A 24,785-nucleotide genomic window follows, 5' to 3' on the forward strand; every position below is an offset into this window, starting at 1 on the left:
TTATTTTAAATATGCTTTCATTTTTATCAAGGCAAATAACTACTATTTTTATCTATTCTTTGTCAGGAATGACTTTAAAGAGATAGTAGGTGATAAAGATAGTCAAGGCTCCCAGACCGATTTTGACTGGCAAAAGAGGGGCAAAATAAATAGAAATTCCCATCAAGATATAGATAGATACGATGATTTTTTTCTTTCGTTCTCGCGCTATTGACTTGGTTTCCCGAAAGTCAGCTACATAGGTCTGATAAAGCTTTGTATGATAAAGCCAGTCTTCAAATCTCTTTGAAGACTTGGAAAAGCAAGCAATTGATAGCAAAAGGAAGGGCGTTGTTGGCAAGAGGGGCAAGACAACCCCAACAAGAGCCAAGGCTAAAGAAATAAAACCAATACTTAGGTAAATAATACGCATGTCTTCTCCTAATTGAAATAATCTTATACTAGTTTCCCACAAAGTAAGGAAATTTGTCAAGCATCAACAAAAAAAGAGCCTGAAATTTATTTTCAGGACTCTTCATTTTATTTAATTTTTTCCTCTTCGTAGTCGCCATTACTACATACAACCTGCTTGCCACCACCACGGACTTTTTTCTCCACTAGGAAGTGTCCGCATTTTGGACAGTCACGTCCAATGGGTTTGTCCCAGGAAGTAAACTCACATTCTGGATAGCGATTGCAACCATAGAAGATACGATTACGCTTGGTTTTGCGTTCGATGATTTGTCCTTGATGACAGCTTGGACACTCGACTCCAATCTCTTTGACAATAGCTTGTGTATGACGGCAGTCTGGGAAATTGCTACATGCATAGAATTTACCAAAACGACCGAGCTTAATCACCATCGGACTGCCACAAACCTCACAGTCAAATCCAGCTGGCTCATCCTTGATCTGGATTTTTTCCATTTCGGATTCAGCCTTGGCCACTTCTTTAGAGAATGGTTTATAAAAGGCATCAATAACACGTTGCCACTGCTCTTTTCCAACCTCGACATCATCCAGTTTTCCTTCCATTTCAGCTGTGAAGGTCACATTGACGATGTCTGGGAAGTATTCAACAATAAGTTTATTGACAATTTCTCCCAACTCTGTTGGTTCAAAACGTTTTGCTGCCAAACGAACGTAGTATCGTTTCTGGATGGTTTCAATGGTCGGAGCGTAGGTTGACGGACGTCCAACTCCATTTTCTTCCAAGGTCTTGATAAGAGTCGCTTCCGAATAGCGAGCTGGCGGTTGAGTGAAATGTTGTTCTGGCTTGCTATTGACCTGCTTGACCACATCTCCAACAGCCATATCTGGCAACATCTTGTTCTTGTCAGAGTCATTGTAGATAGCAAGATACCCATCAAACTTAACTTGACTTCCATTTGCCGCAAACTGAACCCCATTTTGAGAAAGCTTAACAGCCATGGTATCAAAGATAGCTCCTGTCATCTGGCTTGCCACAAAACGATTCCAGATAAGGGTATAAAGCTTAAGCTGGTCTTTGTCCAAGTACTTAGCGATGCTTTCAGGTGTGTTAAAGACACTAGATGGACGAATGGCTTCGTGAGCATCTTGAGCTCCTGAGGCATTCTTGATCTTGCTACCATGCTTGGAATACTTGCTACCAAAACGGTCGTTAATGTAGCTTGCCGCTTCATTCTGAGCCACAGGACTGATACGAGTCGAGTCTGTACGCATATAGGTAATCAAACCTTGCACACCTGATCCGATATTGATCCCTTCGTAGAGTTGTTGAGCCACCATCATAGTCTTTCGAGTACGAAAATTGATTTTGTTAGCCGCATCCATTTGCATAGTTGAAGTCGTATAAGGTAGGGGCGCATTGCGTTTGCGTTCTTTCTTATCTACCTGGTCAACTGTGAAGTCTTTGCTAGTCAAATGGGACAAGACTTCTTTAACTTCTTCGTTGGTAGTCAATTTCATCTTTTTGCCATTCATACCATAGAAAGAAGCTTGAAATTGCTTGGTTCCCTTTTTAAAGACGCCATCAATTGTCCAGTATTCTTCCGGTTGGAAGGCATTGATTTCATTTTCACGATCAATGATGAGTTTAAGGGCAACCGACTGCACACGCCCTGCTGATAAGCCCTTCTTGACCTTTTTCCACAAAATAGGCGAAATCGAATACCCTACCAAGCGGTCTAAGACACGACGAGCTTGTTGGGCGTCAACCAAGTCCATGTCAATCTTGCGAGGTTCTTTAAAGGCATTTTTTACTGCGTCTTTGGTGATTTCATTAAAGACTACACGGTTGGCATCATTCTCATCCAAGTTGAGAATGTGAGCCAAGTGCCAGGAAATCGCTTCTCCTTCACGGTCCGGGTCACTCGCCAGAAAGACTTTATTGGCCTTTTTGGCTTCTTTTTTCAAGTCATTGATGAGAGGGCCTTTGCCCCGGATATTGATATACTGTGGTTCGTAGTTATTTTCAATGTCAACAGACATACTGGATTTTTTCAAATCTCGGATATGCCCGACACTGGCTAGAACCTTGTAGTTTCTGCCTAGGTATTTCTCAATCGTTTTCGCTTTAGCAGGCGACTCCACGATGACTAGATTTTTCTTAACTGTTGATTTTTTCTTCTTTGTTGCCGTAGCCACACTATCACACCTTTTCAAAGTAATAAACTTTATAAAGTGTAAACCATTTTTCTATAGCTGTCAAGACCTAAGTCCTATATATAGAAGAAAAGTTTATCTGAATGAACAAATTTCTTCTTAAAATTCAAACTCAGCCAACACATCTTGACCACTGCTAATCAGCTTTGCTCCCTCTTGAATCAGATGGTGACAGCCATCTGAATGGCCATCTAAAATGTTTCCTGGAATAGCAAAAACATCGCGTCCTTCCTCCATAGCTCGCTCACAGGTAATGAGACTACCAGAACGCATTCTTGCCTCTGCTACAATGACCCCTCGACACAGTCCTGCTATGATTCGATTACGAGCTGGAAAGTGAAATTTCAAGGGTTCCTCACCAGGTCCGTATTCGCTAAGTACCAAATGGTGATTACCAATGTGTTCCTGCAAACGTTTATTGGCACGGGGGTAAAAAACATCCAATCCTGTTCCAATGACAGCAATCGTTCTTCCTCCATTCTGGAGTGCAGCCATATGGGCAGCCGTATCAATCCCTTTGGCTAAACCACTGACCACGATTAACTCGTTTTCCAAACCTTGAATGACTTTCTGAACCGACTTTGCTCCCTGACTAGAACATGAACGACTCCCTACAACAGCAACCTTTGGAAATTTCAATAAGTCTAGATTCCCTTTATAAAACAAGAGAGCTGGAGCATCATAAATCTCACTCAAATCCCAAGGATAACAGTCGTCTAGAATCGAGAAGGATGGAAATTTTTGGAACTCCTTCTCCAACTGAACATCATCTATCTGGAAATAGCGTTCCATAAAGACCGCAGGATTACGACACCCCGATATTTCCGCAATGTCACCTAGCAAGAGCTCCTGATCTACAGTCTCGTCATATTCAAGAACAGTTAAAATCTGTTGATTGGTCAGCCCAGCTTTTCTCAATTTGTAAATCTCATAGTTTGTGATTTTCATATACAACTCCATTTCTTTTTCTACTCATCTATCTATTCGTAAAAAACATAAAAAGAAGACCAAGGATCTTCTTTTTTTCATTTATTCAGCTTTAGTAGTTGACCAGCTACTTTCAACCATCGGTAAGATTGTTTTTAAAGTTTCCCCATCTCCTTCAAGTGAAACATAGCGGATTTTACCATCATTTGATCGGAAAACCCAAGTAACGAGGTATTTCCCTGACTTAGCAATTGCATTGACAACATAGGCTTCATAGCCTCCAATGGTCGATTTGGAGCCCCAAACCTTACTGAAATCAGAGCTTTGTTCTTTGGAAGTTAAAATACTAGAAGAGACAGTCACAACATCCAGTTTAGCATATTCTTCTTCACTGATATTAAACTGCTCAGCCTTGAAGGTATTCAGCGTAACAATGTTGATATCTGTTCCATCACTATACTGTATATCATTTCCACCTTCTACTTCATGAAATCGAACCCATGATTTGGGTACCTTGACAAAACCATATTCATTCGAACCGATAATTTGCGTCTCTTCCTTTTTCGCTTCTGAAACGGCAGAGCTAGAGCTACTCGTTTCCTGACTGCTAGAAGAACTAACAACTGCAGACGAACTTTCTTCGGTTGCTGTTTGTGATTTATTGGAGCATGAAGCTAGAAAAATACTAGCAGTAACTACAGTACCTAAAATTAATAATTTTTTCATCCTACCACCTTTCCATCTGCATTATAAGAAAAATAAGGACTTCTGTCAAATTTTAACCTAATCAATTCTGTTAGTTTCCGATTTTATCACTCTCATTTAAAGAAAAAACTCTTGAAAAATTTTCAAGAGTTTTGTTTTCTATTTCTATTCTTCATCCATGCTTAAGACGCTAAGGAAGGCTTCTTGTGGGACTTCTACTGATCCGATAGCTTTCATGCGTTTCTTACCAGCTTTCTGTTTTTCAAGGAGTTTACGCTTACGAGAAACGTCACCACCATAACACTTGGCAAGTACGTTTTTACGAAGGGCCTTGATATCCGTACGAGCCACAATTTTGTGTCCAATAGCTGCTTGAATCGGCACTTCAAACTGTTGACGAGGGATGATTTTCTTGAGCTTATCAACGATGAGTTTCCCACGTTCGTAGGCAAAATCCTTGTGAACGATAAAGCTGAGGGCATCCACCTTGTCTCCATTGAGAAGGATATCCATTTTTACCAGCTTAGATGGGCGGTACTCTGACAATTCGTAGTCAAAGCTTGCATAACCACGTGTCGAAGATTTGAGCTTATCAAAAAAGTCAAAGACGATTTCAGCAAGTGGAATTTGATAGATAACATTGACGCGATTATCATCAATATAGTCCATGGTCACAAAGTCCCCACGCTTGCGCTGAGCTAGTTCCATCACTGCTCCAACAAACTCCTGCGGTACCATAATTTGCGCCTTGACATAAGGTTCTTCAATGGTCGCGATCTTAGTCGGATCTGGAAATTCAGAGGGGTTAGACACATCCATAGATTCACCGTCAGTTTGGTTAACCTTGTAAATAACAGACGGAGCTGTCATGATGAGGTCAATGTTGAACTCACGCTCTAAACGCTCTTGAATAACATCCATATGGAGAAGTCCAAGGAATCCACAACGGAAACCAAATCCAAGAGCCTGAGATGTTTCTGGTTCAAACTGCAGGCTGGCATCGTTGAGCTGCAATTTTTCAAGGGCTTCACGAAGGTCATTGTACTTGTTTGACTCAATTGGATAAAGACCTGCAAAGACCATAGGGTTCATTTGCTTGTAGCCGTCTAGTGGTTCTGCTGCAGGATTGCTTGCTAGGGTCACTGTATCACCCACACGAGTGTCTTGAACCGTCTTGATGGAAGCTGCAATATAACCAACGTCACCTGTCGCTAGGAAATCGCGCCCGACTGCTTTCGGTGTAAAAATACCAACTTCCGTCACATCAAAGGTCTTTCCATTGCTCATGAGCTGAATCTTATCGCCAGGTTTGACCACTCCGTCCATAACACGCACTTGGAGAATAACCCCGCGATAAGCATCATAAACTGAGTCGAAAATCAAGGCCTTGAGTGGTGCCGTTACATCTCCTGTTGGTGCGGGAACTTTCTCTACGATCTGCTCAAGAATTTCTTCAATACCAATACCAGCTTTGGCTGAAGCTAAGACCGCTTCGCTGGCATCCAGTCCGATGACATCCTCAATCTCTGTACGTACACGCTCTGGATCAGCTGCTGGTAGGTCAATTTTGTTAATGACGGGCAGAATTTCCAAATCATTGTCCAAGGCTAGATAAACGTTGGCAAGTGTTTGAGCCTCAATCCCTTGGGCCGCATCAACCACCAAAATCGCTCCTTCACAGGCAGCTAGCGAACGCGACACTTCATAGGTAAAGTCCACGTGCCCAGGTGTGTCAATCAAGTGGAAAATATAAGTTTCCCCATCTTTTGCAGTGTAATTGAGCTCAATAGCATTGAGTTTAATGGTAATCCCACGTTCACGCTCAAGATCCATACTATCCAGAAGCTGGGCTTGCATTTCACGACTAGAAACCGTCTCCGTCTTTTCCAAAATGCGGTCTGCTAGGGTTGATTTCCCATGGTCAATATGGGCGATAATAGAGAAGTTCCGAATCTTCTCCTGTCGTTTTTTCAAATCTTCTAAGTTCATGATGCTCTTCCTTTCAGGGTATCTATTAATTATAAATTGTTTTTAACATTTTGACAAGACCATACCCTGCTAGGAGTACTAATCTTCGGCAATAAAGCCATCATTCTCGATAAAGTGGTGTTCGGCCATTCCTTGGTCTGTAAAGACGATTCCATGAAGGACACCACCATAGACAGCTCCTCCATCCATGCCAATCTTGCCATCATCTGTTATCCAAAGCTCAGCAGTACCTCGGTCTTGCTTGAGCAAACCATAAACTGGTGTATGCCCAAAGACAATGGTTTTCCCGGTATGATTTTCAGCTTCGTGGAATGGTTTTCTGAGCCAGACTTTCTTGTAATCTGTGGTTTCATGCCAATCATCCAAAGTTAAATCAATACCAGCATGAACAAAGATATACTTGTCTGTCTCTACTACAAATGGCATTTGACGAATAAATTCGACCAAGTCTGCTGCTTCTGTCGCAACACGTTTGGCATCTTCTACGCCATCAACTGGTGCATCCAAGGGACGACCTAAAATAGAGTTAATAGTTGTATCTCCACCATTGCGACGATAATGGTCATAGCTTTCTTCTGGATCATCGAGCCAAGTCAGAAACATATACTCATGGTTTCCTGATAGACAGATAGCTCCATGATTGTCGACCAAGTCTTTGACCATTTCTAGAACACGGCGACTGTCTTCACCACGGTCAATCAAATCCCCTAGAAAGAGCAACGGGGTGTGACCATCCCATGTTTTGAGAAGGTCTTCTAGCATACCTGCCTTTCCGTGAACATCTCCAATTACATAATAGTCTGTCATTTATTTCTCCCTCGTTTGCAATAATTCTCTAGCTTGGGTAAGGGCAGCTTCAGTTACATTTTCCCCAGCCAACATTTTAGCGACTTCCTCTACTCGCTCTTCTAAGGTCAAGAGACGAACCGTCGACACCGTAGAGTGCTCATCGCTAATCTTCTCAATAAAGAATTGATAATCCGCGATCGCAATTACTTGTGGAAGGTGAGAAATAGCTAAAACCTGTCCATGCTGGCCAATCTTATGAATCTTTTGAGCAATGGCTTGGGCTACACGACCTGAAACTCCCGTATCCACCTCATCAAAGACAATACTGGTCTTCCCTTCCTTGCGAGAAAAGGCTGACTTGATAGCCAACATGAGGCGGGATAATTCCCCACCAGACGCAACCTTAACCAAAGGCTTAAAGTCTTCACCAGGGTTGGTGGAAATGTAAAATTCGACTGCTTCATTTCCTTCACGGCTGAACTTACTCTTACTAAAGCGAACCTGAAATTGTGCCTTCTCCATATAGAGATCCTGCAGCTCTTGTTTAATCTCTGCCTCAAGCTGCTGGGCCAAATCATGACGAGCGGATGCAAGTTGCCCTGCCAAATCGACAAGATTAACTTCCAATTTCTTGAGCTCTGCTTCCATATCTTCGGAAGAAAGGTTATTTCCAGTCAAGAGATTGTACTCATCCGTAATCTTGGCAAAATAAAGCAAAACGTCGTCCACAGTTCCACCATACTTGCGGGTAATAGTATTCAGAAGATCTAAGCGATTTTCAACCTGCATGAGGCGATTGCCATCAAAATCCAAGTCCTCGATAATATCTTCCAAACGCTTGCTAACATCTTCTAAAACATAGTAGGTTTCTGATAGAGAACTTGAAATTTCACGGTATTCTGGGTCATACTCTTCGACACTTTCCATGTCATTCATGGCCGAACGGACATTAGCAAGACTGGAGAATTCCTCATTGTCCAGCATACTGTAGGCATTGGTTAGCGTATCCGCAATATTTTTATGATTGAGGAGTTTATCTCGTTCTTGGTTGAGAGCCAAGTCTTCACCAACCTGCAAGTTTGCAGCCTCAATCTCTGCCATTTGAAATTCCAACATCTCAATACGAGCCTTGTGTTCCTGTTGGTTTTTCTTGACTTCCAAAACCTGCTTGCGCATTTTGCGATAGGCATCAAAGCTCGTCTGATAGGTCTCCTTCAACTCCAAGAAAACAGCATCACCAAACTCATCCAACATCTGGATGTGCAGTTGAGGACGCATTAACTCCTCTTGGTCATGCTGACCATGGATATCCACAAGGTGCTGCCCAATAGCACGCAAGACAGAAAGATTGACCATCTGACCATTCACGCGACTAACGCTACGACCATTTTGCAAAATTTCACGCCGGATGATAATTTCATCACCCATTTCCAAACCTTGCTCATCAAAAAGTTCTTGTAAAAGGCGACTATTTTCAACTGAGAAAAGCCCCTCAATCTCTGCTTTTGGCGCACCGTGACGAATAACGTCTGTCGTTGCACGAGCCCCCAACATGAGATTCATAGCGTCGATAATGATAGACTTTCCAGCACCCGTTTCTCCGGTTAAAACAGTCATACCCTTTTCAAAATTGAGGGAAATCGCCTCAATAATGGCAAAGTTTTTTATCGAAATTTCAAGTAACATACTGACCTACCATTTTTTGACTTGTTCAACAATTTCTTCAGCTGCCTCTGCTGTTCTAGCTACAATTAAGATAGAATCATCATCAGCTAGACAGCTAAAAATCTGTTCAGAAAATGCTTCAACCAACTGACTCTTCACAAAAATAGTATTTCCAGGAATAACAGCAAGGTTAATCATATTTCCCATTAACTCAGAACTCACAATATTGTCCTCAGCCAACTGCAAACTTTTGACGACTGATTTTGGCAACTCATAGATATAGGTGTTGTTCTTCAAAGGAATTTTAACAATCCCAAGTTCCTTGATGTCCCTTGAGACAGTGGCTTGCGTAGCAGAAATACCTGCTTCCTTCAAATGCTCAACGATTTCTTCCTGAGTCCCAATTTGATAATCCGTAACAAATCTTCTAATTTTTTCAAGTCTCTCTTTTTTATTCATCTTTAAATTCTCTATGCGCTCTCTCTACAACTTTTTCTATTTCAGGGGCAACTTGATTGCTTGCTCCCTCTTCCTTTTTCAAATATGCCAGAAATTCGATGTTCCCATGTCCTCCTTGGATTGGTGAATAGTCTAATCCAAGCACTGAAAAACCTTGTTCAACCGCCATAGCAGTGACAGATTCAAGGACAGTTTGATGAACCTTGGCATCGCGAATGATTCCATTCTTCCCAATCTGCTCACGTCCTGCTTCAAACTGGGGCTTAACCAGAGCCACCACCTGCCCTTGATCTGCCAAGACACGGTGTAAGGCTGGCAGAATCAAACTGAGGGAAATAAAACTCACATCAATACTGGCAAAGCTCGGTTCCTGCTCAAAATCAGTCTTTTCAGCATAACGAAAATTAAACTGCTCCATGCTGACAACCCGAGGGTCTTGGCGTAATTTCCAAGCCAACTGATTGGTACCGACATCAACTGCGTAGACAAGTACGGCACCGTTCTGTAGCATAACATCAGTAAATCCTCCCGTAGAGGCTCCAATATCAATCGTGGTCGCCCCATCCACTGACAAATCAAAGACCTGCAAGGCTTTTTCTAATTTTAAGCCACCACGGCTGACATACTTGAGTTTTTCACCTTTGAGTTTTAGCTCAGTGTCATCTGGGATTTTCTCTCCTGGTTTGTCAAAACGCTCCCCATTGAGGACAGCTACAACCAGACCAGCCATGACGCCGCGCTTGGCCTGTTCTCGCGTTTCAAACAAGCCCTGTTTATAAGCTAGTACATCCACTCTTTCCTTAGCCATTGATTCTCAAACTTTCTACTACTTTCACAATCGATTCTATCTTGAAGGGAACCTGTTGGGCAATTTCTTCTAATTTTACATTAGCTTGATCCAGAGTTTGGTTACAAAAGGCAATCGCCTCTTCCAAGCCCAACAAGGCTGGATAGGTTGACTTTTCTGCCTGCAAATCCTTTTGTGGTGTCTTGCCGATTTCCTCAAAACTAGCTGTCACATCCAGCACATCATCTCGAACTTGAAAGGCTAGGCCAATCAATTCACCCACAGTTTTCAGTTTTGCTTGTAACTCTGGTGCTAATTCTGCTATGATAGCTGCTGCTTGGAAAGGATAAGCTAGTAATTTCCCAGTTTTATTAGCATGAATGGTCTGAAGTTCTTCCAAAGACAAGTGTTGGTGTTCACCCTCCATGTCCAGAACCTGCCCTGCCACCATGCCTAGACTACCTGAAGCAAGGGATAGGTTGGCAATCAAGTCCACCTTGATTGGACTTGGCAAATCTGCCTGCGCTATTATGGCGTAAGGATCTAGGAACAAGGCATCTCCTGCCAAAATTGCCATAGCTTCGCCAAATTTCTTATGATTGGTCAACCGACCACGACGGTAATCGTCATCATCCATGGCAGGAAGATCATCGTGAATCAAGCTCCCTGTATGAATCATTTCCAAGGCCGCTGCCACTTGAGCATGTGCTGGTTGGATAACTACTTGCAAGGATTCCAGAACTTCTAGCAAGAGAAAAGGCCGAACACGCTTGCCACCAGCATGAATGGAATAGAGAACAGACTCTCGCAAACTAGAGGAAAACTGCTGGTCTCCATAAAAATCTTCCAAAGCCGACTCAACAAGAGCTAATTTTTCTTGCTTCTTCATTCAAAATCACTTTCTGTTCCATCTTCTTGCATGACCTTAACCAAGGTCTTTTCAGCCTTGTCCAAGGTCGCTTGGAGCTCTTTTGACAAGACCATGCCCTTTTGAAAGGCCGCAATTGCATCTTCTAGAGCGATTTCACCATTTTCCAAACTTTGGACAATGGTTTCCAGTTCTGCTAGATTTTCCTCAAATTTCTTTTGTTTTGACATCTTTAACCTCTAATTCTACTTGACCATCTCGCATCAAAAGCGTTACTTGATCTTTTTTCTTCAAACTCTCAACCGAATCGACTACTGACTCTTCTTTTTTGACAATAGCATAACCACGCGCCACGATTCGACTGGTATCCAACATCAGAAGTGCTTCCGAAAGTCGCTTGACCTCCGCAACCTTGGCATCATAAACCAGCGCCATTTGGCTACGTAGGAGCTTGTCCAACTGACCTAACCGGTCTTGATAGCGTTGGATTTTGGTAACAGGTGATAATTGCACCAATTGGTGTGTCCTTGCTTGGACTAGTTGGTTGCTGTCAGAAATCCGTGTTCGCAAACTTTGTTTTAAGCGCAGTTGCAGCTGATCCAACCGTTGCAAATAACCATCATACAAGCGCTCTGGCTGTCTAAAGATGACTGACTGACTGCATTTTTTCAAAGATTCTTGTTTCTTAGATAGGACATTTCGGACTGCCGTAGCCATCCGTTTTTCCTGATTTTGCAAATGAGCCAATACATCCAACTTGGTCACAGGTGTTGCTAGTTCAGCTGCAGCCGTTGGGGTCGCAGCACGACGATCGGCCACAAAGTCTGCCAAGGTCACATCCGTCTCATGCCCCACACTCGAGATAACTGGCAAACGAGATTCAAAAATAGCTCGTACCACGATTTCTTCGTTAAAAGCCCAGAGATCCTCAATGGAACCCCCACCACGACCAATGATGAGAACATCTAGGTCCTCACGCTGATTAGCACGCGCAATATTTCGAGCAATTTCCTCCGCGGCTCCATCACCTTGTACCTTAGTCGGATAGAGAAGGATATCAACACCAGGGAAACGTCTGCTGACGGTCGTGATAATATCTCGAATAACAGCTCCACTGCGACTGGTTACCACACCGATTCGCTTAGCAAACTGGGGAATAGGTTGCTTGAATCTCTCTTGAAACAGGCCTTCTTCTGTTAATTTTTTCTTGAGTTGTTCAAACTGAATCGCAAGCGCTCCAACTCCATCAGGTTCAGCCTTCTCAATGATGATAGAGTAGCTCCCACTCGGTTCATAAACCTGAACACGCCCAATCACATTGATCTTCATCCCTTCTTCCAGGTCGAAACCTAATTTTTGATAAATCCCAGACCAGATGGTCGCTTGAATGACTGCATGGTCGTCTTTTAGAGAGAAATATTGGTGAGTAGGTCGTTTACGAAAGTTGGAAACTTGACCAGTTAAATAGACCCGTTCCAAGTAAGGGTCTTTATCGAATTTCATTTTCAGATACTTGGTCAAAGTTGTTACCGATAAATACTTTTCCATCTCCACCTACTATTCATTTTCTTGCTTTTCCATGGGTATTATTATACCAAAAACATGCTTAAAAATCACCTTTTTCCTACTGAAACTAAAGGAAAAATAGAAAAAGGAGGCATTGCCTCCTCATCTGATTATTTACTGTTTCGAGCTTCTTCCAAAATCTTTGCAATCTTAGTGGTCAAAAGGTCGATAGCAACGGTATTGCTGACTCCCTCAGGAATGACGATATCGGCATAACGCTTGGTCGGCTCAATGAACTGGTGGTACATGGGTTTGACCACACCCAAATACTGATCAATAACGCTATCCAGACTACGGCCACGCTCCTCCATATCACGCTTGATACGACGAATAATGCGCACATCATCATCTGTATCCACAAAAATCTTGATATCCATCAAATCTCGCAGACGCTTGTCCTCCAAGACCAAAATCCCCTCAACGATAAAGACATCCTGAGGCTCCTGACGATAGGTCTTGCTACTCCGTGTATGTTCTGTATAGTCATAAGTCGGGATGTCCACCGGGCGCCCTGCCAACAATTCCTTAATCTGCTCGATCATCAAGTCTGTATCAAAGGCAAATGGATGGTCGTAGTTGGTTTTGACACGCTCTTCAAAGGTCAAGTGAGACTGATCCTTGTAGTACGAATCATGCTCAATCATGGAAATCTTTTCATCAGGAAAGTGAGATAAAATGGCTCTTGAAACACTGGTTTTACCACCACCAGAACCACCTGTCACTCCGATAATGATTGGTCTATTTTGCATGCTATCCTCCGTTTTTTTATCCGTCGTCTATTCTATCATATTTTTTACAAAATTTATAGTCTGATTTGGATAGTCTAGGGGAAACAAATCCATCCCCACACTCCAGTTAAACTAGCCAAAAACTTTCCTTGGCTTGTAAAGATTATCCCTTTTTTCTAGAATAGCTAGCAATGTACCTCCTTCAAAGGCAGCCAATTCTTTGTCTGTTTGGTCTAGCTCGATAAAACGACCAAAGCGCACTTCTGTAGCTTGTTCTGGAGTTAGGAAAACTTTGACAAGGTCACCTATTCCAATCTCTAGAGGATGGAGAAAGTCCAGTTGACCAGCCTCCACTTTTGCAGCAATTTCATTCAAAGTCAAGGCATCTTCTAACTGTAAACCTGCTGCACTCGTCCGAGTCAAATGGGACATATGGGCCGCATAACCCAGCTTCTCTCCCAAATCAACTGACAAAGTACGGATATAAGTCCCCTTACTACATTTCACACGAAATGTAAAACGTGCAAGGTGATCCTCATAAGAAATCGGACTTGTTCGTTCAAATTGATAAATGGTAACCTGACGTTCTGGACGTTCCACTTCCTGACCAGCACGCGCATACTCATAGAGCTTACGACCATTGACCTTGACAGCCGAATACATAGGAGGAATCTGGGTAATAGGCCCAGTCAAACTAGCGATTGCTTCATCGACAAGCTTTTCATCCAAGGGCGATAAAACAGGAGTCTCTGCGACCACTTCTCCACTGGCATCCTCAGTCGTCGTTGAATAACCAAGAGTAATCTCTCCCTCATAGACCTTACCCTCATCCTGCATGAACTCGACCATGCGGGTCGCCTTGCCCACCGCAATAGGCAAAACACCCACCACATCCGGATCCAAGGTCCCACCATGCCCAATTTTCTTGGTTCCCAAAATCTTACGCAGCTTAAAAACCGCGTCATGCGAGGTCATCCCCGCTTCTTTTTTTAAATTGATAATACCGTTCATGTGTTGCTTTCTGATTTCATTCATGAAATATCTTCTTCAAGAATTGTAATGTAATTATCTTTTGTAACAAAAGATAATGTGGCTAATCTTCTTGCTTGGTTCATAACTATCCTATCAAATACATTTCTTACAAATCGCCCATTTGCATTTTTATTTTCAGGATTGTTACTATGTAATTCTAGATATTTTTTTAATGTTTCTTTTGCAGAATCATGCAAAATGTATTCTTCATTTTTACAATGTGAAAGAAAAATGTCAAACATTTGGTCCACAGTGTAATCTTCAAACGTAATAAAATAATTAAATCTTGATTTTAACCCAGGATTAGATTCAAAAAATTTTTTCATCAATTCATCATATCCAGCAACAATAACCACCAAATCATCTCGATAGTCTTCTAATGCTTTAGTTAACTCAGTTAAACACTCTCGACCATAACTATCACTTTTATCGTTTTCAGTAATACTATATGCTTCATCAATAAACAATACACCACCTTTGGCTTTTTGTATCAATCTCTTAACTTTAGAAGCCGTTTGTCCTTGATATTCTGCTATTAAGTCAGTTCTAGTTGCTTCAATAAAATGACCTTTGCTTAGTATTCCTAGAGAACGGTACATATTACCAACAATTCTAGCAACTGTTGTTTTACCTGTACCCGGATTCCCTAGGAAAGCCATATGCATCGTTCTATTCGTTTTTTTCAATCCAATCTTTTCTCGATTTTTCTGAACTTTGTTAAAGATTACTAAGTCTTCTATTTCTTTCTTTACATTTTCTAATCCTATCAAGGAGTTTAATTCATCGGACAGCTCATCAAATGATTTGGTATTAATTTCTTTTAAAATAGCGTACTCACTATCTATTAATCTAGAACCAAGATATTTATACAATAATTCTAAAATACTAGTTTGTCTATCTTTAATCTTAGGAAATCTATCATTATTTGACGAATTACCTAAACGCTTTATAAACTCTAATGCCGAATACTTTTTATTATCAACAATTTCTTGAAGAACAGTCTCAAATTCAAAAGAATTATTTGTCAAATCATCAAGCTTTTTCACTTCTGATTTTAACAATTTTAAATAAGTTTCACTAATCATCTACATTCCTTTAAACAATAGAAATAAAACTATTATAACAACAGCGACTCCAAGAGTATAGAATCCTTTTCTAAGGAAACTAATCTCTTTTTGTTTTTCCTCTAGTTCAGTTTGAAATTTCTCGACAATTAAAGTAATATTTTTATCTTCCTCTATTAATCGAACATTCATCTTATCTACATCGTTTTTAAGATTATTTTGTATTTCTTCAACTTGTAAACGCAAATCGTTAAAACTATTTTCTATTTCCACTAATGTTTTTAGCTTCGCTTTTAAACTGTCAATTTCATTATTAATTTCACTTTGCTTATCTTCAAGTTGTTCTAACTCTTCTAGCTTTTTATGATGTTTCTTCAATATATCAATTAAATCTTTATTTTGTTTGAAAACATCATTTAATAAGTTTTTATTATTTTCTTGATAGGATTTAGACTCCTCTAACCCTTGTAAAGCAGTAATATTAGCTTTTTTTGCAACAATTAAAGAGTCTGAAATTCTTTTAATATAGTCATCATCTAATAACTGAAAAGTTTCGTAAATTGTATTAAATTCTTGAATAATCTTTTTAATATACTTGTTTTGTTCAATCATTCTATTTTGAACAGCATCTGTAAGAGTATTTAAATCCTTACCCTTAACTCCATAGTCGACAGAAAAAATATTAAATATGTTCTCTTCCTGAGGAACTGTTGGTAAATCTGATTGTTCTGGAATTTCTTCACTAAAAGCTTTCAACGCTTCTTTTTTCTCATTAAATTTTTCAGACATTTCTAAAACCTGAATCTCTAATTCTTCTGACATAACATTCTCCTATAATAAATCGTTTAATGCACTTTGCATTTCTTCAAGTTCACTTTGCTTTTCATCAAAGTATATTTCGTTAGCTAATAATCGCTGTTTGAAATCAATCTTTGAATTAGAAAACTCCTCTTGAACATTACCAAGAAGTTCTCTTAGTTTTTGATGGTTCTTAGCCATCTTAATGAATATATCATTTCGCTTAACAGCAACATTCTGCTCAGCAACAAAAATTTGAACATCCTGAATTCTTAGCAATTCGTTCTTCTTATCAGCTTCTTGTTTTTGATTTTCCTCAATTAATTTTTTTGAAATAAATTGATCAAGTCCGTTAATGATTATCGCTCCTAAGATTCCAGTTAGTAAACTTGCTAAGAACATCCCTAAAATATTTGCTATGGTCCCTAATAATGGTATTGGATTTCCGAAATTTGGTATTGTTAATAAATACTTTTCAAAATATTCTCCTAAAAACATTGCTCCTACAGCAACTAAACCCGATGTAATAATTTTTGAAATGTGAGCTATCTTAATTGCTGTAGAATGTGTTTGATTTTCTGGGTTAGATAAATAAGAAATGCTTTCTCTGATAGAACCAAATAATTGTTTAATCAAGTTTGGAAGTTTTTGTAATTTCTGATTAAATGCGCCAATAATTTCTCCTACGATGCTTCCAACAAAACTATCTACACCTACTTTAATAAAATCTTTGATTTTGACAAAAAATGAATGAAGCGCTTTTTTCATTTCCTCTATAAATGTATCAAAAGATTGTTTCTTTGCTTTAAAATATCTTACTAAAGCATTCATTATTTCCTTCAGCATTCCAAATAGAGCTGCAACAAACATAGCTTTTATAGCATCTTTACCAGCTTTATTGGCCATTCTGACAGAAGCTTTCTTTGCAATATCCTTATTAATAGCTTTCTTCGCTGTTTTTTCAGATTTGAGCATTCTCTTCGAATCAGCTGCTAATTTATCATTTAATCTTTTATTATTTTCAGCTTTAAGATTTCGCTTTTCGGCATCTGAGATATTCATCTTATCTATTTTTTCATTTGCTTTTTTAACTTGTTCTCTAAGATTTCTTTCTCTTAGTTCCTTATTTTTTATGTAATCGCTATTAGATTTTGCTCCTTTACTTTTATTAAGTGATTCGTTTGTTGCAGCAAAATTTTCTGATTTATTTGCTAAATCAACAGTCTCTATATCAGCAATTTTCCTCCATGGATTTTCAAAAATCTGTTTTCGCGGTACGACGTGATCCAGATTAACCTTTTCATTAATTTTCAAAGTTTTACCAGTATACTCATCTTTTAGGGTTCCAGATCTTAGCTTATCTTTCATATTATTTTTTGCATCTTTGAATCTTTTATCTTCTAAAATACTTTTACCTATTACTTTAGTATATTCTTTTGGTTTATCTCTATTATCATTATACTGCTTGAGAAGAGTATCACTTGTCATATCTAAACCAATCTGATTCCCAAATTGATTCCAAATTTCATCTAAAATAACATCCCCTAATTTATCCGGTGAACTAATTTCTTTACATTCTACCTCTAATTTTTTAAGATTAGAAAACTCCATTGTAAATTGCTCTTCCAATAGTTCTTCTAATTCGTCATAATTTAAATTTTCAGACTCATTTACTTCTTCAGTATTCAATACTAATAATTCATTTGCCACAGCTTTCTACTCCCCCTTCAGCGCTTCAAATTTCGCTTTCATGGTTGGATTTTTCCGGGTCAATTTTTTAACCGAAACATCTTCCAATTTATTGTTAGCGAGGCGGAGTTGGTTTTCAGATGTGGTTAGGAACTTTTTGACCTCTTCCATGCGTTTGATGGCTTTATCAATTTCATCAATAGCTTTTCCAAAGTTGGTTGAAGCAGAGTTGTAGTTTTTGGCAAAAGCTACTTTGAAGGCATCCAAATCTTCCTCAAAATGCGTAATATCGATATTCTGCTCCCGAACAAGCGCTAACTCCTGCTTGTATTTTAGGGAATTAAGTGCAGCATTTCGTAAGAGACCAATTAACTGGATAAAGAACTGGGGACGAACCACATACATCTTTTCATACTCATGACTGACATCGACAATTCCTGTGTTAAAGTAGTCGTTATCTGCTTCTAACATGGTCACCAACACGGCATATTCACAGTTCTTCTCCCGACGATCCTTGTCCAATTCCTTGTAAAAATCTGCATTCTTATGCTTCTTTTCTGTGCCGTCCGCTTCATTTTTCATTTCAAACATGATAGAAATGAATTCTAACCCATTTTCATCACATTCACGGAAGATAAAATCGCCTTTAGAACCACGCGCAGAAACCTTATTATCCTTCTCAAAGTAGGCATTTGGAAAAGCAAAACTACGGACCTTGTTAAACTCACTTTCCGCATACTGTTCTAAACTTTCCCCGATAGCTTTGGTTGATTGTTGAGCTTTGAAATTCTTGTAAAATTCTACTTGTTCACTAGCAGCCTTGAGCTGGGCTTCATAGTTTTGTTTAACAGAAGCCAAAGACAACTCATTTTCCTTTTCTTGCAAGAGGAGCTGATTTTTAACTTGATCCCGTTCTTTTTCTAGGTCAGAAAGAGTCTTTTGTAGCTGATTTTCATGTTCCAAGCGCAGGGTAGCCAATTGGTTTTCCAAGGTCTGTACTTCCTTATCCTTTGCCAATAAAGCCTCATGACTTGTTTGTTCAACCTCTTTTTTAGCCAGTTCTTTCTCTGTATCAAAGTTTTGGATTTGACTCTGTAATTGCGCAATTTCTTGGTCTTTTTGAGCTAGTTTAGACTGTTGCTCATTCATAGCCTTCTGCTCAGCTAGGGCAAGCTCTTGCTTCATGCGATCGTGTAATTCCTTATCAAACTCAGCTGTTCTCACTTGGGATAAAAGTTCAGCATACTGGCTCTCATTTACTGTAAAGACTTCCCCACAATTTGGACATTTGATTTCGTTCATATCTTTCCTCTTTCTAGACTTCTCTAACCATTATATCATGCCTGAGGGAAAATCAAAAACAGTGAGTCGAAACCCACTGTTTATATCTTTTACTTTAAATTTTTTCCAAGGCCAAGCGCAAATCTTCAATCAAATCCTCTACATTTTCAAGACCGATTGACAAGCGGATTTGGTTTGGTGTGACACCTGCTGCTTCTAGATCTTTTTCTGACAACTGACCGTGAGTGGTTGTCGCTGGATGAACAACAAGCGATTTGGCATCTGCAACGTTCGCAAGGTCAGAGAAGATTTCCAAATTATCAATTACTTTACGAGCTTCTTCCTCTCCACCTTTGACATGGAAGGTAAAGATTGAACCCACACCTTTTGGCAAGTATTTCTCAGCCAAGGCATGATAAGGACTATCTGCCAATTTTGGATAGTTGACCTTTTCTACCTTAGGATGACTGACAAGGAAATCAACAATTTTCTCTGCATTTTGCACATGGCGTTCCACACGAAGAGAGAGAGTTTCCAGTCCTTGAAGCAAGAGGAAGGCATTAAATGGCGACAAGGCTGCACCTGTATCACGAAGCAATTGAACACGGACAGCGATAATAAAGGCTGCTGCACCCACATCACGAGTATAGCTCAAATTGTGGTAGCTTGGGTCTTCCTCAACAAATTGAGGGAATTTCCCTGATGCTGCCCAGTCAAAACGACCGCTATCGACAATCACTCCTCCAATAGTCGTACCATGCCCACCGATAAACTTAGTCGCAGAGTGAATGGCAATATCTACACCGTGAGAAAAGACGTTAATCAAGTAAGGTGTAGCAAAGGTATTGTCAGAAACGAGAGGAATCTGGTGTTTATGCGCAATCGCAGCCAATTTTTCCAGGTCTGGAATGTTAATCAAGGGGTTGCCCAAGGTTTCAATCAAGACAAGCTTAGTATTGTCATTGATAGCTGCTTCCACTTCCTCTAAATTATCCACGTCCACAAAGGTTGTTGTGATCCCATAACGAGGAAGGGTTTCTTTCAAAAGATTGAAGGTTCCACCGTAAATAGTCGAAGCAGCCACCACATGGTCACCTGCGTGAGCAAGCGCCAAAATAGTGTAGGTTACAGCAGCCATACCTGATGCTGTCGCTAGTGCTCCAACACCACCTTCAAGAGCTGCGATTCTTTCTTCAAATGCTGCTGTTGTAGGATTTGTGATACGAGTATAGATATTGCCTGGTTTTCTCAAGGCAAACAGATCTGCACCTTCCTGCGTGTCATCAAAAACGAAGGATGTTGTTTGATAAATAGGTACTGCACGAGATTTGGTCGCTGGATCAACTACTTGTCCAGCATGTAATTGTAGGGTTTCAAATTTAAAATCACGAGTCATAAGACGACCTCCAAATAGCTTCATTAGGGATATTGTATCATCTTGGACTAGTCTTTTCCAATACTGATTTTCTATATTTTGATATAAGAAACAACTATGACTAGTCTTACACATCAAACAAAAAAGCACGATTAACTCGTGCTCATTTCTTTAATCGACATAAGTATCTTCGTTTTTATTGAGGAAGGCGTATGGCAAGCCCATCAAGAGACCTCCTCCGATAAAGTTTCCGACAAAGGTTACACCCCAGTGACGAAGAATATTAGGTATGTCAAAATTAGCAATTGAATCTGCTGCAACACTGAACTTAACAATCGCAAAAGAAGCAAAGTTCGCAGCAATGTGTTCGTTTGTTAAGAATACAAACATGTAAATTGCTGATAAAACAAGCCAAAGTTTAGCCCCACCGTCTTTCACCAAAACAAATGAAAGAATAGCAATGTTTACAAAGATATTGGCTAAAATACCTTCAAGCAAGACTAGCTCATTGGAACGGCCTAACTTCATCTCTACAACCCCTGAAATGAAGCTATCATGTGTTAGATTTGCATAGGCTGCTGAGTGGGCAAAGCCCCAACCTGCTATCAAAGCTCCGATAAGGTTGAACAAGGTACAGTAAAGTAAAATCTCAGCTGTTTTTCTCCATGAAATTTTTTTCAAGAAACTACCAGCTGTCAAAAACATCATATTTGAAGTTACCAGTTCAGCATTCAAGAAAACAATGTAGGCCAATCCCCAAGCAAAAACGAATGGGAAGAGGAAGCGACCACTGCCTGGTGCGATTTTATTTATCAAGTCAGCCCCAACTGCACCTGCAGCCGTACTAAATGTCATAAAAGCACCTGCAAACATGGAACGAATCGCATACTTAAACTTGCTTTGGCTATAAAGACTTTCTTTCTTCTTGCAAGCAAATTCAATCTTTGAAATAAATTCTGAAGAGACCATAAAAAACTCCTAAACTTTTATTTGTGATAATTATAACATAATTCTTGTTTTCTAGAAAGCGTTTTCCGTAAATTTCTAAAATATTTATCTTAAAAATCTTTATCCTAAGCCTTATTATCCTTTTTCATAAGAACTATTTTGATTCTATTTGTTGACAAAAAAACCAGTGAAATAGCACTTCACTGGTTCATTCATTCTTAATATCGTTGTCTATACGGTTGATTAAAGGCCTTCAAAATATCCTCAGAAGTCTCAGAATAAGCTTTTGATTCTTTAAAGATTCCTTTGACGATTATACGCTCGGTCGCATTATAATCAACACAGGTAACCAAAGTAATCTCCTTTACGCCGTCACGATCTTCGATTTCATCTACACGGTCTGGTGTAACACGTTTTACCTCTGTAATCTCATAAGTATAAACTTTATCCTTATCCGTCAGATAAATTTTCATACCTGCTTTGGCATTGACCAAAGGTGAGAAGAGCATTTGACTGGCATTTTCAGCAGTAAAGATATGGTGACTGGCTAGAGAATAGTTTCCTTCCCCCATTTTTTGGTCTGGTTTCATGGTCCCTGCTCCGTAGAACAAGTTTACATTATCCAACCCTTTGAAAATAGGGAGGTTAATCTCTACTTCGGGAATAGCAATACCTCCAATAACGGGAAGTTTCTGAGCATCCCATTGTGAAGCCAATACAGCTTCGGATGAAATAGACTTAACAGAGTCAAAATCAAAATTCCCTTCGGTTTTTAGATTTTCATCTATATTTTCCTTAGTGACTTGATTGACTTGGTATTTATTGGTATTCCAGACCAAAAAGATATCGCGAATCTTTGAATTAAAAATTAAAGCTAGCGATAAAAGAATTAAGAAACCCGCTAAAATATTGATAAATAGATTTCTGCGCTTGTTTTTCTTACTCTTTTTATTTTTCGTTTTTTTATGAGACATTATGCTTCACCTTCTGTTTCAATTTCAGTCCCAACTTCTTCTTTTTCTGCCGCAGCAACCGTTGTAAAGGTCACAATCTTAGCATCCTGATCTAGACGCATCACCTTAACTCCCATAGTTGAGCGTCCAGTTTGTGAAATATTGGCAACATTTGTACGGATCATGACACCTGTATCTGTGATAATCATCAGGTCTTCATCTCCTTTAACAGTAAGGAGACCTGCCAGAGGACCATTCTTCTCAGCAACATTGGCAGTCTTCATCCCTTTACCACCACGGCCCTTAGTAGGATATTCAGTAGCAAGTGTACGTTTACCATATCCTTTTTCAGTGATGATAAGAACCTCATCTTGGTTTGTAACCACGCTAGCGCCAACTACTGTGTCACCCTCACGAAGATTGACTCCTCGGACACCTGTCGCGATACGGCTCATGCCACGAACAGCTGATTGATTAAAGCGAACAGCATAACCAAACTTGGTACCAATGATAATATCCGTATCTTCTTCTGTCAGCAAGACATTAATCAATTCGTCTTCATCCTTGAGATTCAAGGCTTTCAGTCCATTTTGACGAATATTAGCAAACTCTTTAACACTGGTTCTCTTCACAATACCGTGACGGGTTGTGAAGAAGAGATAGGCGTCATCACTACGTTCAGACTCAACGTTGATGATGGTCTGAATACTCTCACCTTCGTCCAACTTCAAAAGATTGACAACTGGTAAGCCCTTGGCTGTACGACCATATTCTGGGATTTCATAACCTTTAAGGCGATAGACACGTCCTTTATTAGTAAAGAAGAGCAGATGATCATGGGTGCTAGTTGAAACCAACTCACGCACAAAGTCATCATCCTTAACCCCAGTACCTTGAACTCCACGGCCACCACGTTTTTGAGCAGTAAACTCACCTTGATCCAGACGTTTGATATAGCCCTTGTTAGATAGGGTAATCAAAACATCCGTTTCTTCAATCAAATCTTCATCTTCAAGAGTTAAGACTTCTCCGATCATCAACTCCGTACGACGCTTGTCACCAAACTTGCGTTTGACTTCGTCCAATTCTTCTTTGATAATTTGCGCCACACGCTCAGGTTTGGCAAGAATATCAGCCAAATCTGCAATCAGGGCAATTAATTCATCATATTCAGACTGAATCTTATCACGTTCCAATCCTGTCAAACGACGAAGACGCATATCAAGGATTGCCTGACTTTGACGCTCTGAAAGCTTAAACTTGCTCATCAACTCAGCTTGTGCTTCGGCATCTGTTTCACTTGCACGGATAATACGAATCACTTCGTCGATATGATCTAGCGCAATTAGAAGACCTTCTAAGATGTGAGCACGCGCTTCTGCTTTTTCTTTATCAAAACGTGTACGGCGAACAACCACTTCCTTTTGGTGCTCGATATAAGCATCCAAAATCTGACGAAGGGACAAGATTTTTGGCACGCCATTTTGAATAGCCAGCATGTTGAAACCAAAGTTGGTTTGCATCTGGGTCATCTTGAAGAGGTTGTTAAGGATAACGTTGGCAGAAGCGTCACGTTTAACCTCGATTACAAAGCGAACGCCTTCACGGTTGGACTCATCACGCACAGCTGTAATGCCCTCAATTCGTTTTTCCTGAACCAAGCGAACAATATGCTCATGCACCTTGGTTTTATTAACCATATAAGGGAATTCCGTTACAACGATACGCTCACGACCCGTCTTAGTGGTTTCAATCTCTGTACGAGAACGAAGGACAATGGAACCTTTACCAGTCTCATAAGCCTTATGGATACCTGATTTTCCCATGACAAGAGCACCAGTCGGAAAATCTGGACCAGGCAAGACTTCCATCAAGTCCTTAGTCGTCACTTCAGGATTATCCATAACCAACTTCACTGCATCAATGGTTTCACCCAAGTTGTGAGGTGGAATATTGGTTGCCATCCCAACAGCGATACCAGTTGCCCCATTGACCAAAAGGTTTGGAAAACGAGCTGGCAAAACCAAGGGTTCACGTTCGTTAGCATCATAGTTATCTACGAAATCAACGGTGTTTTTATTGATATCACGAAGCATTTCAAGAGCAATCTTGCTCATACGTGCCTCAGTGTACCGTTGCGCGGCTGCACCATCCCCGTCCATAGAACCAAAGTTTCCATGCCCATCAACAAGCATGTAACGGTAGCTCCACCACTGGGCCATACGAACCATGGCTTCGTAAATAGAGGAATCTCCGTGTGGGTGGTATTTACCCATAACATCCCCTGTAATACGGGCTGATTTTTTATGAGGTTTGTCTGGTGTAACACCTAGTTCATTCATTCCGTAAAGAATACGACGGTGAACAGGTTTTAAGCCATCTCGAACATCAGGAAGGGCCCGCGCGACGATAACGCTCATGGCGTAGTCGATAAAGCTGGTCTTCATCTCCTTTGTCAGATTGACATTCACTAAATTTCTATCCTGCATTCATAAATGCCTCATTTCACTATTAGTAACTAGATATATTATACCATA

22 protein-coding genes are annotated in these 24,785 nt (G+C 40.1%); all 22 read right to left on the bottom strand.

Annotated features, from left to right (window positions below):
- Nucleotides 1–52: 52 nt before the first annotated feature.
- The 22 genes from HMPREF1115_RS05395 to gyrA all read right to left on the bottom strand — a co-directional run bounded on the left by HMPREF1115_RS05395 (nucleotide 53) and on the right by gyrA (nucleotide 24,737).
- Nucleotides 53–412 (bottom strand): YbaN family protein, encoded by a 360-nt coding sequence (locus HMPREF1115_RS05395; RefSeq protein ID WP_001220359.1) that lies wholly within the window; start codon nucleotides 410–412, stop codon nucleotides 53–55.
- 107 nt (nucleotides 413–519) lie between these two features.
- Nucleotides 520–2,607, bottom strand: coding sequence for a type I DNA topoisomerase (gene topA / locus HMPREF1115_RS05400; RefSeq protein WP_000179666.1), 2,088 nt, complete (start codon nucleotides 2,605–2,607; stop codon nucleotides 520–522).
- 117 nt (nucleotides 2,608–2,724) lie between these two features.
- Nucleotides 2,725–3,573 (bottom strand): DNA-processing protein DprA, encoded by an 849-nt coding sequence (gene dprA, locus HMPREF1115_RS05405; RefSeq protein ID WP_000705338.1) that lies wholly within the window; start codon nucleotides 3,571–3,573, stop codon nucleotides 2,725–2,727.
- Nucleotides 3,574–3,654: 81 nt separating this feature from the next.
- Nucleotides 3,655–4,278: a hypothetical protein gene (locus HMPREF1115_RS05410; RefSeq protein WP_000734757.1), complete on the bottom strand. Its 624-nt coding sequence runs from the start codon at nucleotides 4,276–4,278 to the stop codon at nucleotides 3,655–3,657.
- A 144-nt stretch (nucleotides 4,279–4,422) separates the two neighbouring features.
- Complete coding sequence (gene lepA / locus HMPREF1115_RS05415) at nucleotides 4,423–6,246, bottom strand: translation elongation factor 4 (RefSeq protein WP_001047158.1); 1,824 nt, start codon at nucleotides 6,244–6,246, stop codon at nucleotides 4,423–4,425.
- Between the two features lie 78 nt (nucleotides 6,247–6,324).
- The gene (locus tag HMPREF1115_RS05420; RefSeq protein ID WP_000133311.1) at nucleotides 6,325–7,053 is read right to left on the bottom strand and encodes a metallophosphoesterase; all 729 of its coding nucleotides are present in this window, start codon (nucleotides 7,051–7,053) and stop codon (nucleotides 6,325–6,327) included.
- Nucleotides 7,054–8,721 (bottom strand): DNA repair protein RecN, encoded by a 1,668-nt coding sequence (gene recN, locus HMPREF1115_RS05425; protein ID WP_000923550.1) that lies wholly within the window; start codon nucleotides 8,719–8,721, stop codon nucleotides 7,054–7,056. It lies immediately after the preceding gene.
- A gap of 6 nt (nucleotides 8,722–8,727) precedes the next feature.
- Complete coding sequence (locus HMPREF1115_RS05430) at nucleotides 8,728–9,159, bottom strand: arginine repressor (RefSeq protein WP_001034394.1); 432 nt, start codon at nucleotides 9,157–9,159, stop codon at nucleotides 8,728–8,730.
- Nucleotides 9,152–9,967: a TlyA family RNA methyltransferase gene (locus tag HMPREF1115_RS05435; protein WP_001041068.1), complete on the bottom strand. Its 816-nt coding sequence runs from the start codon at nucleotides 9,965–9,967 to the stop codon at nucleotides 9,152–9,154. The genes HMPREF1115_RS05430 and HMPREF1115_RS05435 overlap by 8 nt, the downstream gene beginning before the upstream one ends.
- Nucleotides 9,960–10,835, bottom strand: a complete 876-nt coding sequence (locus HMPREF1115_RS05440) for a polyprenyl synthetase family protein (protein ID WP_000743835.1) — start codon at nucleotides 10,833–10,835, stop codon at nucleotides 9,960–9,962. Before HMPREF1115_RS05440 ends, HMPREF1115_RS05435 begins: the two co-directional genes overlap by 8 nt.
- Entirely contained in the window at nucleotides 10,832–11,044 is a 213-nt protein-coding gene (locus tag HMPREF1115_RS05445; protein ID WP_000043226.1) for an exodeoxyribonuclease VII small subunit, read from the bottom strand. The genes HMPREF1115_RS05440 and HMPREF1115_RS05445 overlap by 4 nt, the downstream gene beginning before the upstream one ends.
- Nucleotides 11,022–12,362, bottom strand: coding sequence for an exodeoxyribonuclease VII large subunit (gene xseA, locus HMPREF1115_RS05450; RefSeq protein ID WP_000417472.1), 1,341 nt, complete (start codon nucleotides 12,360–12,362; stop codon nucleotides 11,022–11,024). Before xseA ends, HMPREF1115_RS05445 begins: the two co-directional genes overlap by 23 nt.
- A 128-nt stretch (nucleotides 12,363–12,490) precedes the next feature.
- Complete coding sequence (gene udk, locus HMPREF1115_RS05455; RefSeq protein ID WP_001181376.1) at nucleotides 12,491–13,129, bottom strand: uridine kinase; 639 nt, start codon at nucleotides 13,127–13,129, stop codon at nucleotides 12,491–12,493.
- Nucleotides 13,130–13,240: 111 nt separating this feature from the next.
- Nucleotides 13,241–14,119 carry a tRNA pseudouridine(55) synthase TruB gene (gene truB / locus HMPREF1115_RS05460; protein WP_025170982.1) on the bottom strand — a complete coding sequence of 293 codons (879 nt, stop codon included), beginning with the start codon at nucleotides 14,117–14,119 and terminating at the stop codon, nucleotides 13,241–13,243.
- A 20-nt stretch (nucleotides 14,120–14,139) separates the two neighbouring features.
- Nucleotides 14,140–15,225: an AAA family ATPase gene (locus HMPREF1115_RS05465; protein WP_000622664.1), complete on the bottom strand. Its 1,086-nt coding sequence runs from the start codon at nucleotides 15,223–15,225 to the stop codon at nucleotides 14,140–14,142.
- A complete protein-coding gene (locus HMPREF1115_RS05470) occupies nucleotides 15,226–16,026 on the bottom strand; it encodes a V-type ATP synthase subunit I domain-containing protein (RefSeq protein WP_001288179.1) in 801 nt (266 codons plus the stop codon).
- Between the two features lie 9 nt (nucleotides 16,027–16,035).
- The gene (locus HMPREF1115_RS05475) at nucleotides 16,036–17,712 is read right to left on the bottom strand and encodes a hypothetical protein (RefSeq protein ID WP_001262692.1); all 1,677 of its coding nucleotides are present in this window, start codon (nucleotides 17,710–17,712) and stop codon (nucleotides 16,036–16,038) included.
- Nucleotides 17,713–17,718: 6 nt separating this feature from the next.
- Nucleotides 17,719–18,993 carry a DUF2130 domain-containing protein gene (locus HMPREF1115_RS05480; protein ID WP_001002602.1) on the bottom strand — a complete coding sequence of 425 codons (1,275 nt, stop codon included), beginning with the start codon at nucleotides 18,991–18,993 and terminating at the stop codon, nucleotides 17,719–17,721.
- 94 nt (nucleotides 18,994–19,087) lie between these two features.
- Nucleotides 19,088–20,368 carry an O-acetylhomoserine aminocarboxypropyltransferase/cysteine synthase family protein gene (locus HMPREF1115_RS05485; RefSeq protein ID WP_000196312.1) on the bottom strand — a complete coding sequence of 427 codons (1,281 nt, stop codon included), beginning with the start codon at nucleotides 20,366–20,368 and terminating at the stop codon, nucleotides 19,088–19,090.
- A gap of 150 nt (nucleotides 20,369–20,518) precedes the next feature.
- Nucleotides 20,519–21,316: a formate/nitrite transporter family protein gene (locus HMPREF1115_RS05490; protein WP_000254791.1), complete on the bottom strand. Its 798-nt coding sequence runs from the start codon at nucleotides 21,314–21,316 to the stop codon at nucleotides 20,519–20,521.
- 197 nt (nucleotides 21,317–21,513) lie between these two features.
- Nucleotides 21,514–22,269 carry a class A sortase gene (locus HMPREF1115_RS05495; protein WP_000018509.1) on the bottom strand — a complete coding sequence of 252 codons (756 nt, stop codon included), beginning with the start codon at nucleotides 22,267–22,269 and terminating at the stop codon, nucleotides 21,514–21,516.
- Nucleotides 22,269–24,737 (bottom strand): DNA gyrase subunit A, encoded by a 2,469-nt coding sequence (gene gyrA, locus HMPREF1115_RS05500; RefSeq protein ID WP_001154050.1) that lies wholly within the window; start codon nucleotides 24,735–24,737, stop codon nucleotides 22,269–22,271. The genes HMPREF1115_RS05495 and gyrA overlap by 1 nt, the downstream gene beginning before the upstream one ends.
- Nucleotides 24,738–24,785: the final 48 nt, after the last annotated feature.

Source organism: Streptococcus oralis SK610, from assembly GCF_000257455.1.
Classification (GTDB): domain Bacteria; phylum Bacillota; class Bacilli; order Lactobacillales; family Streptococcaceae; genus Streptococcus; species Streptococcus oralis_CB.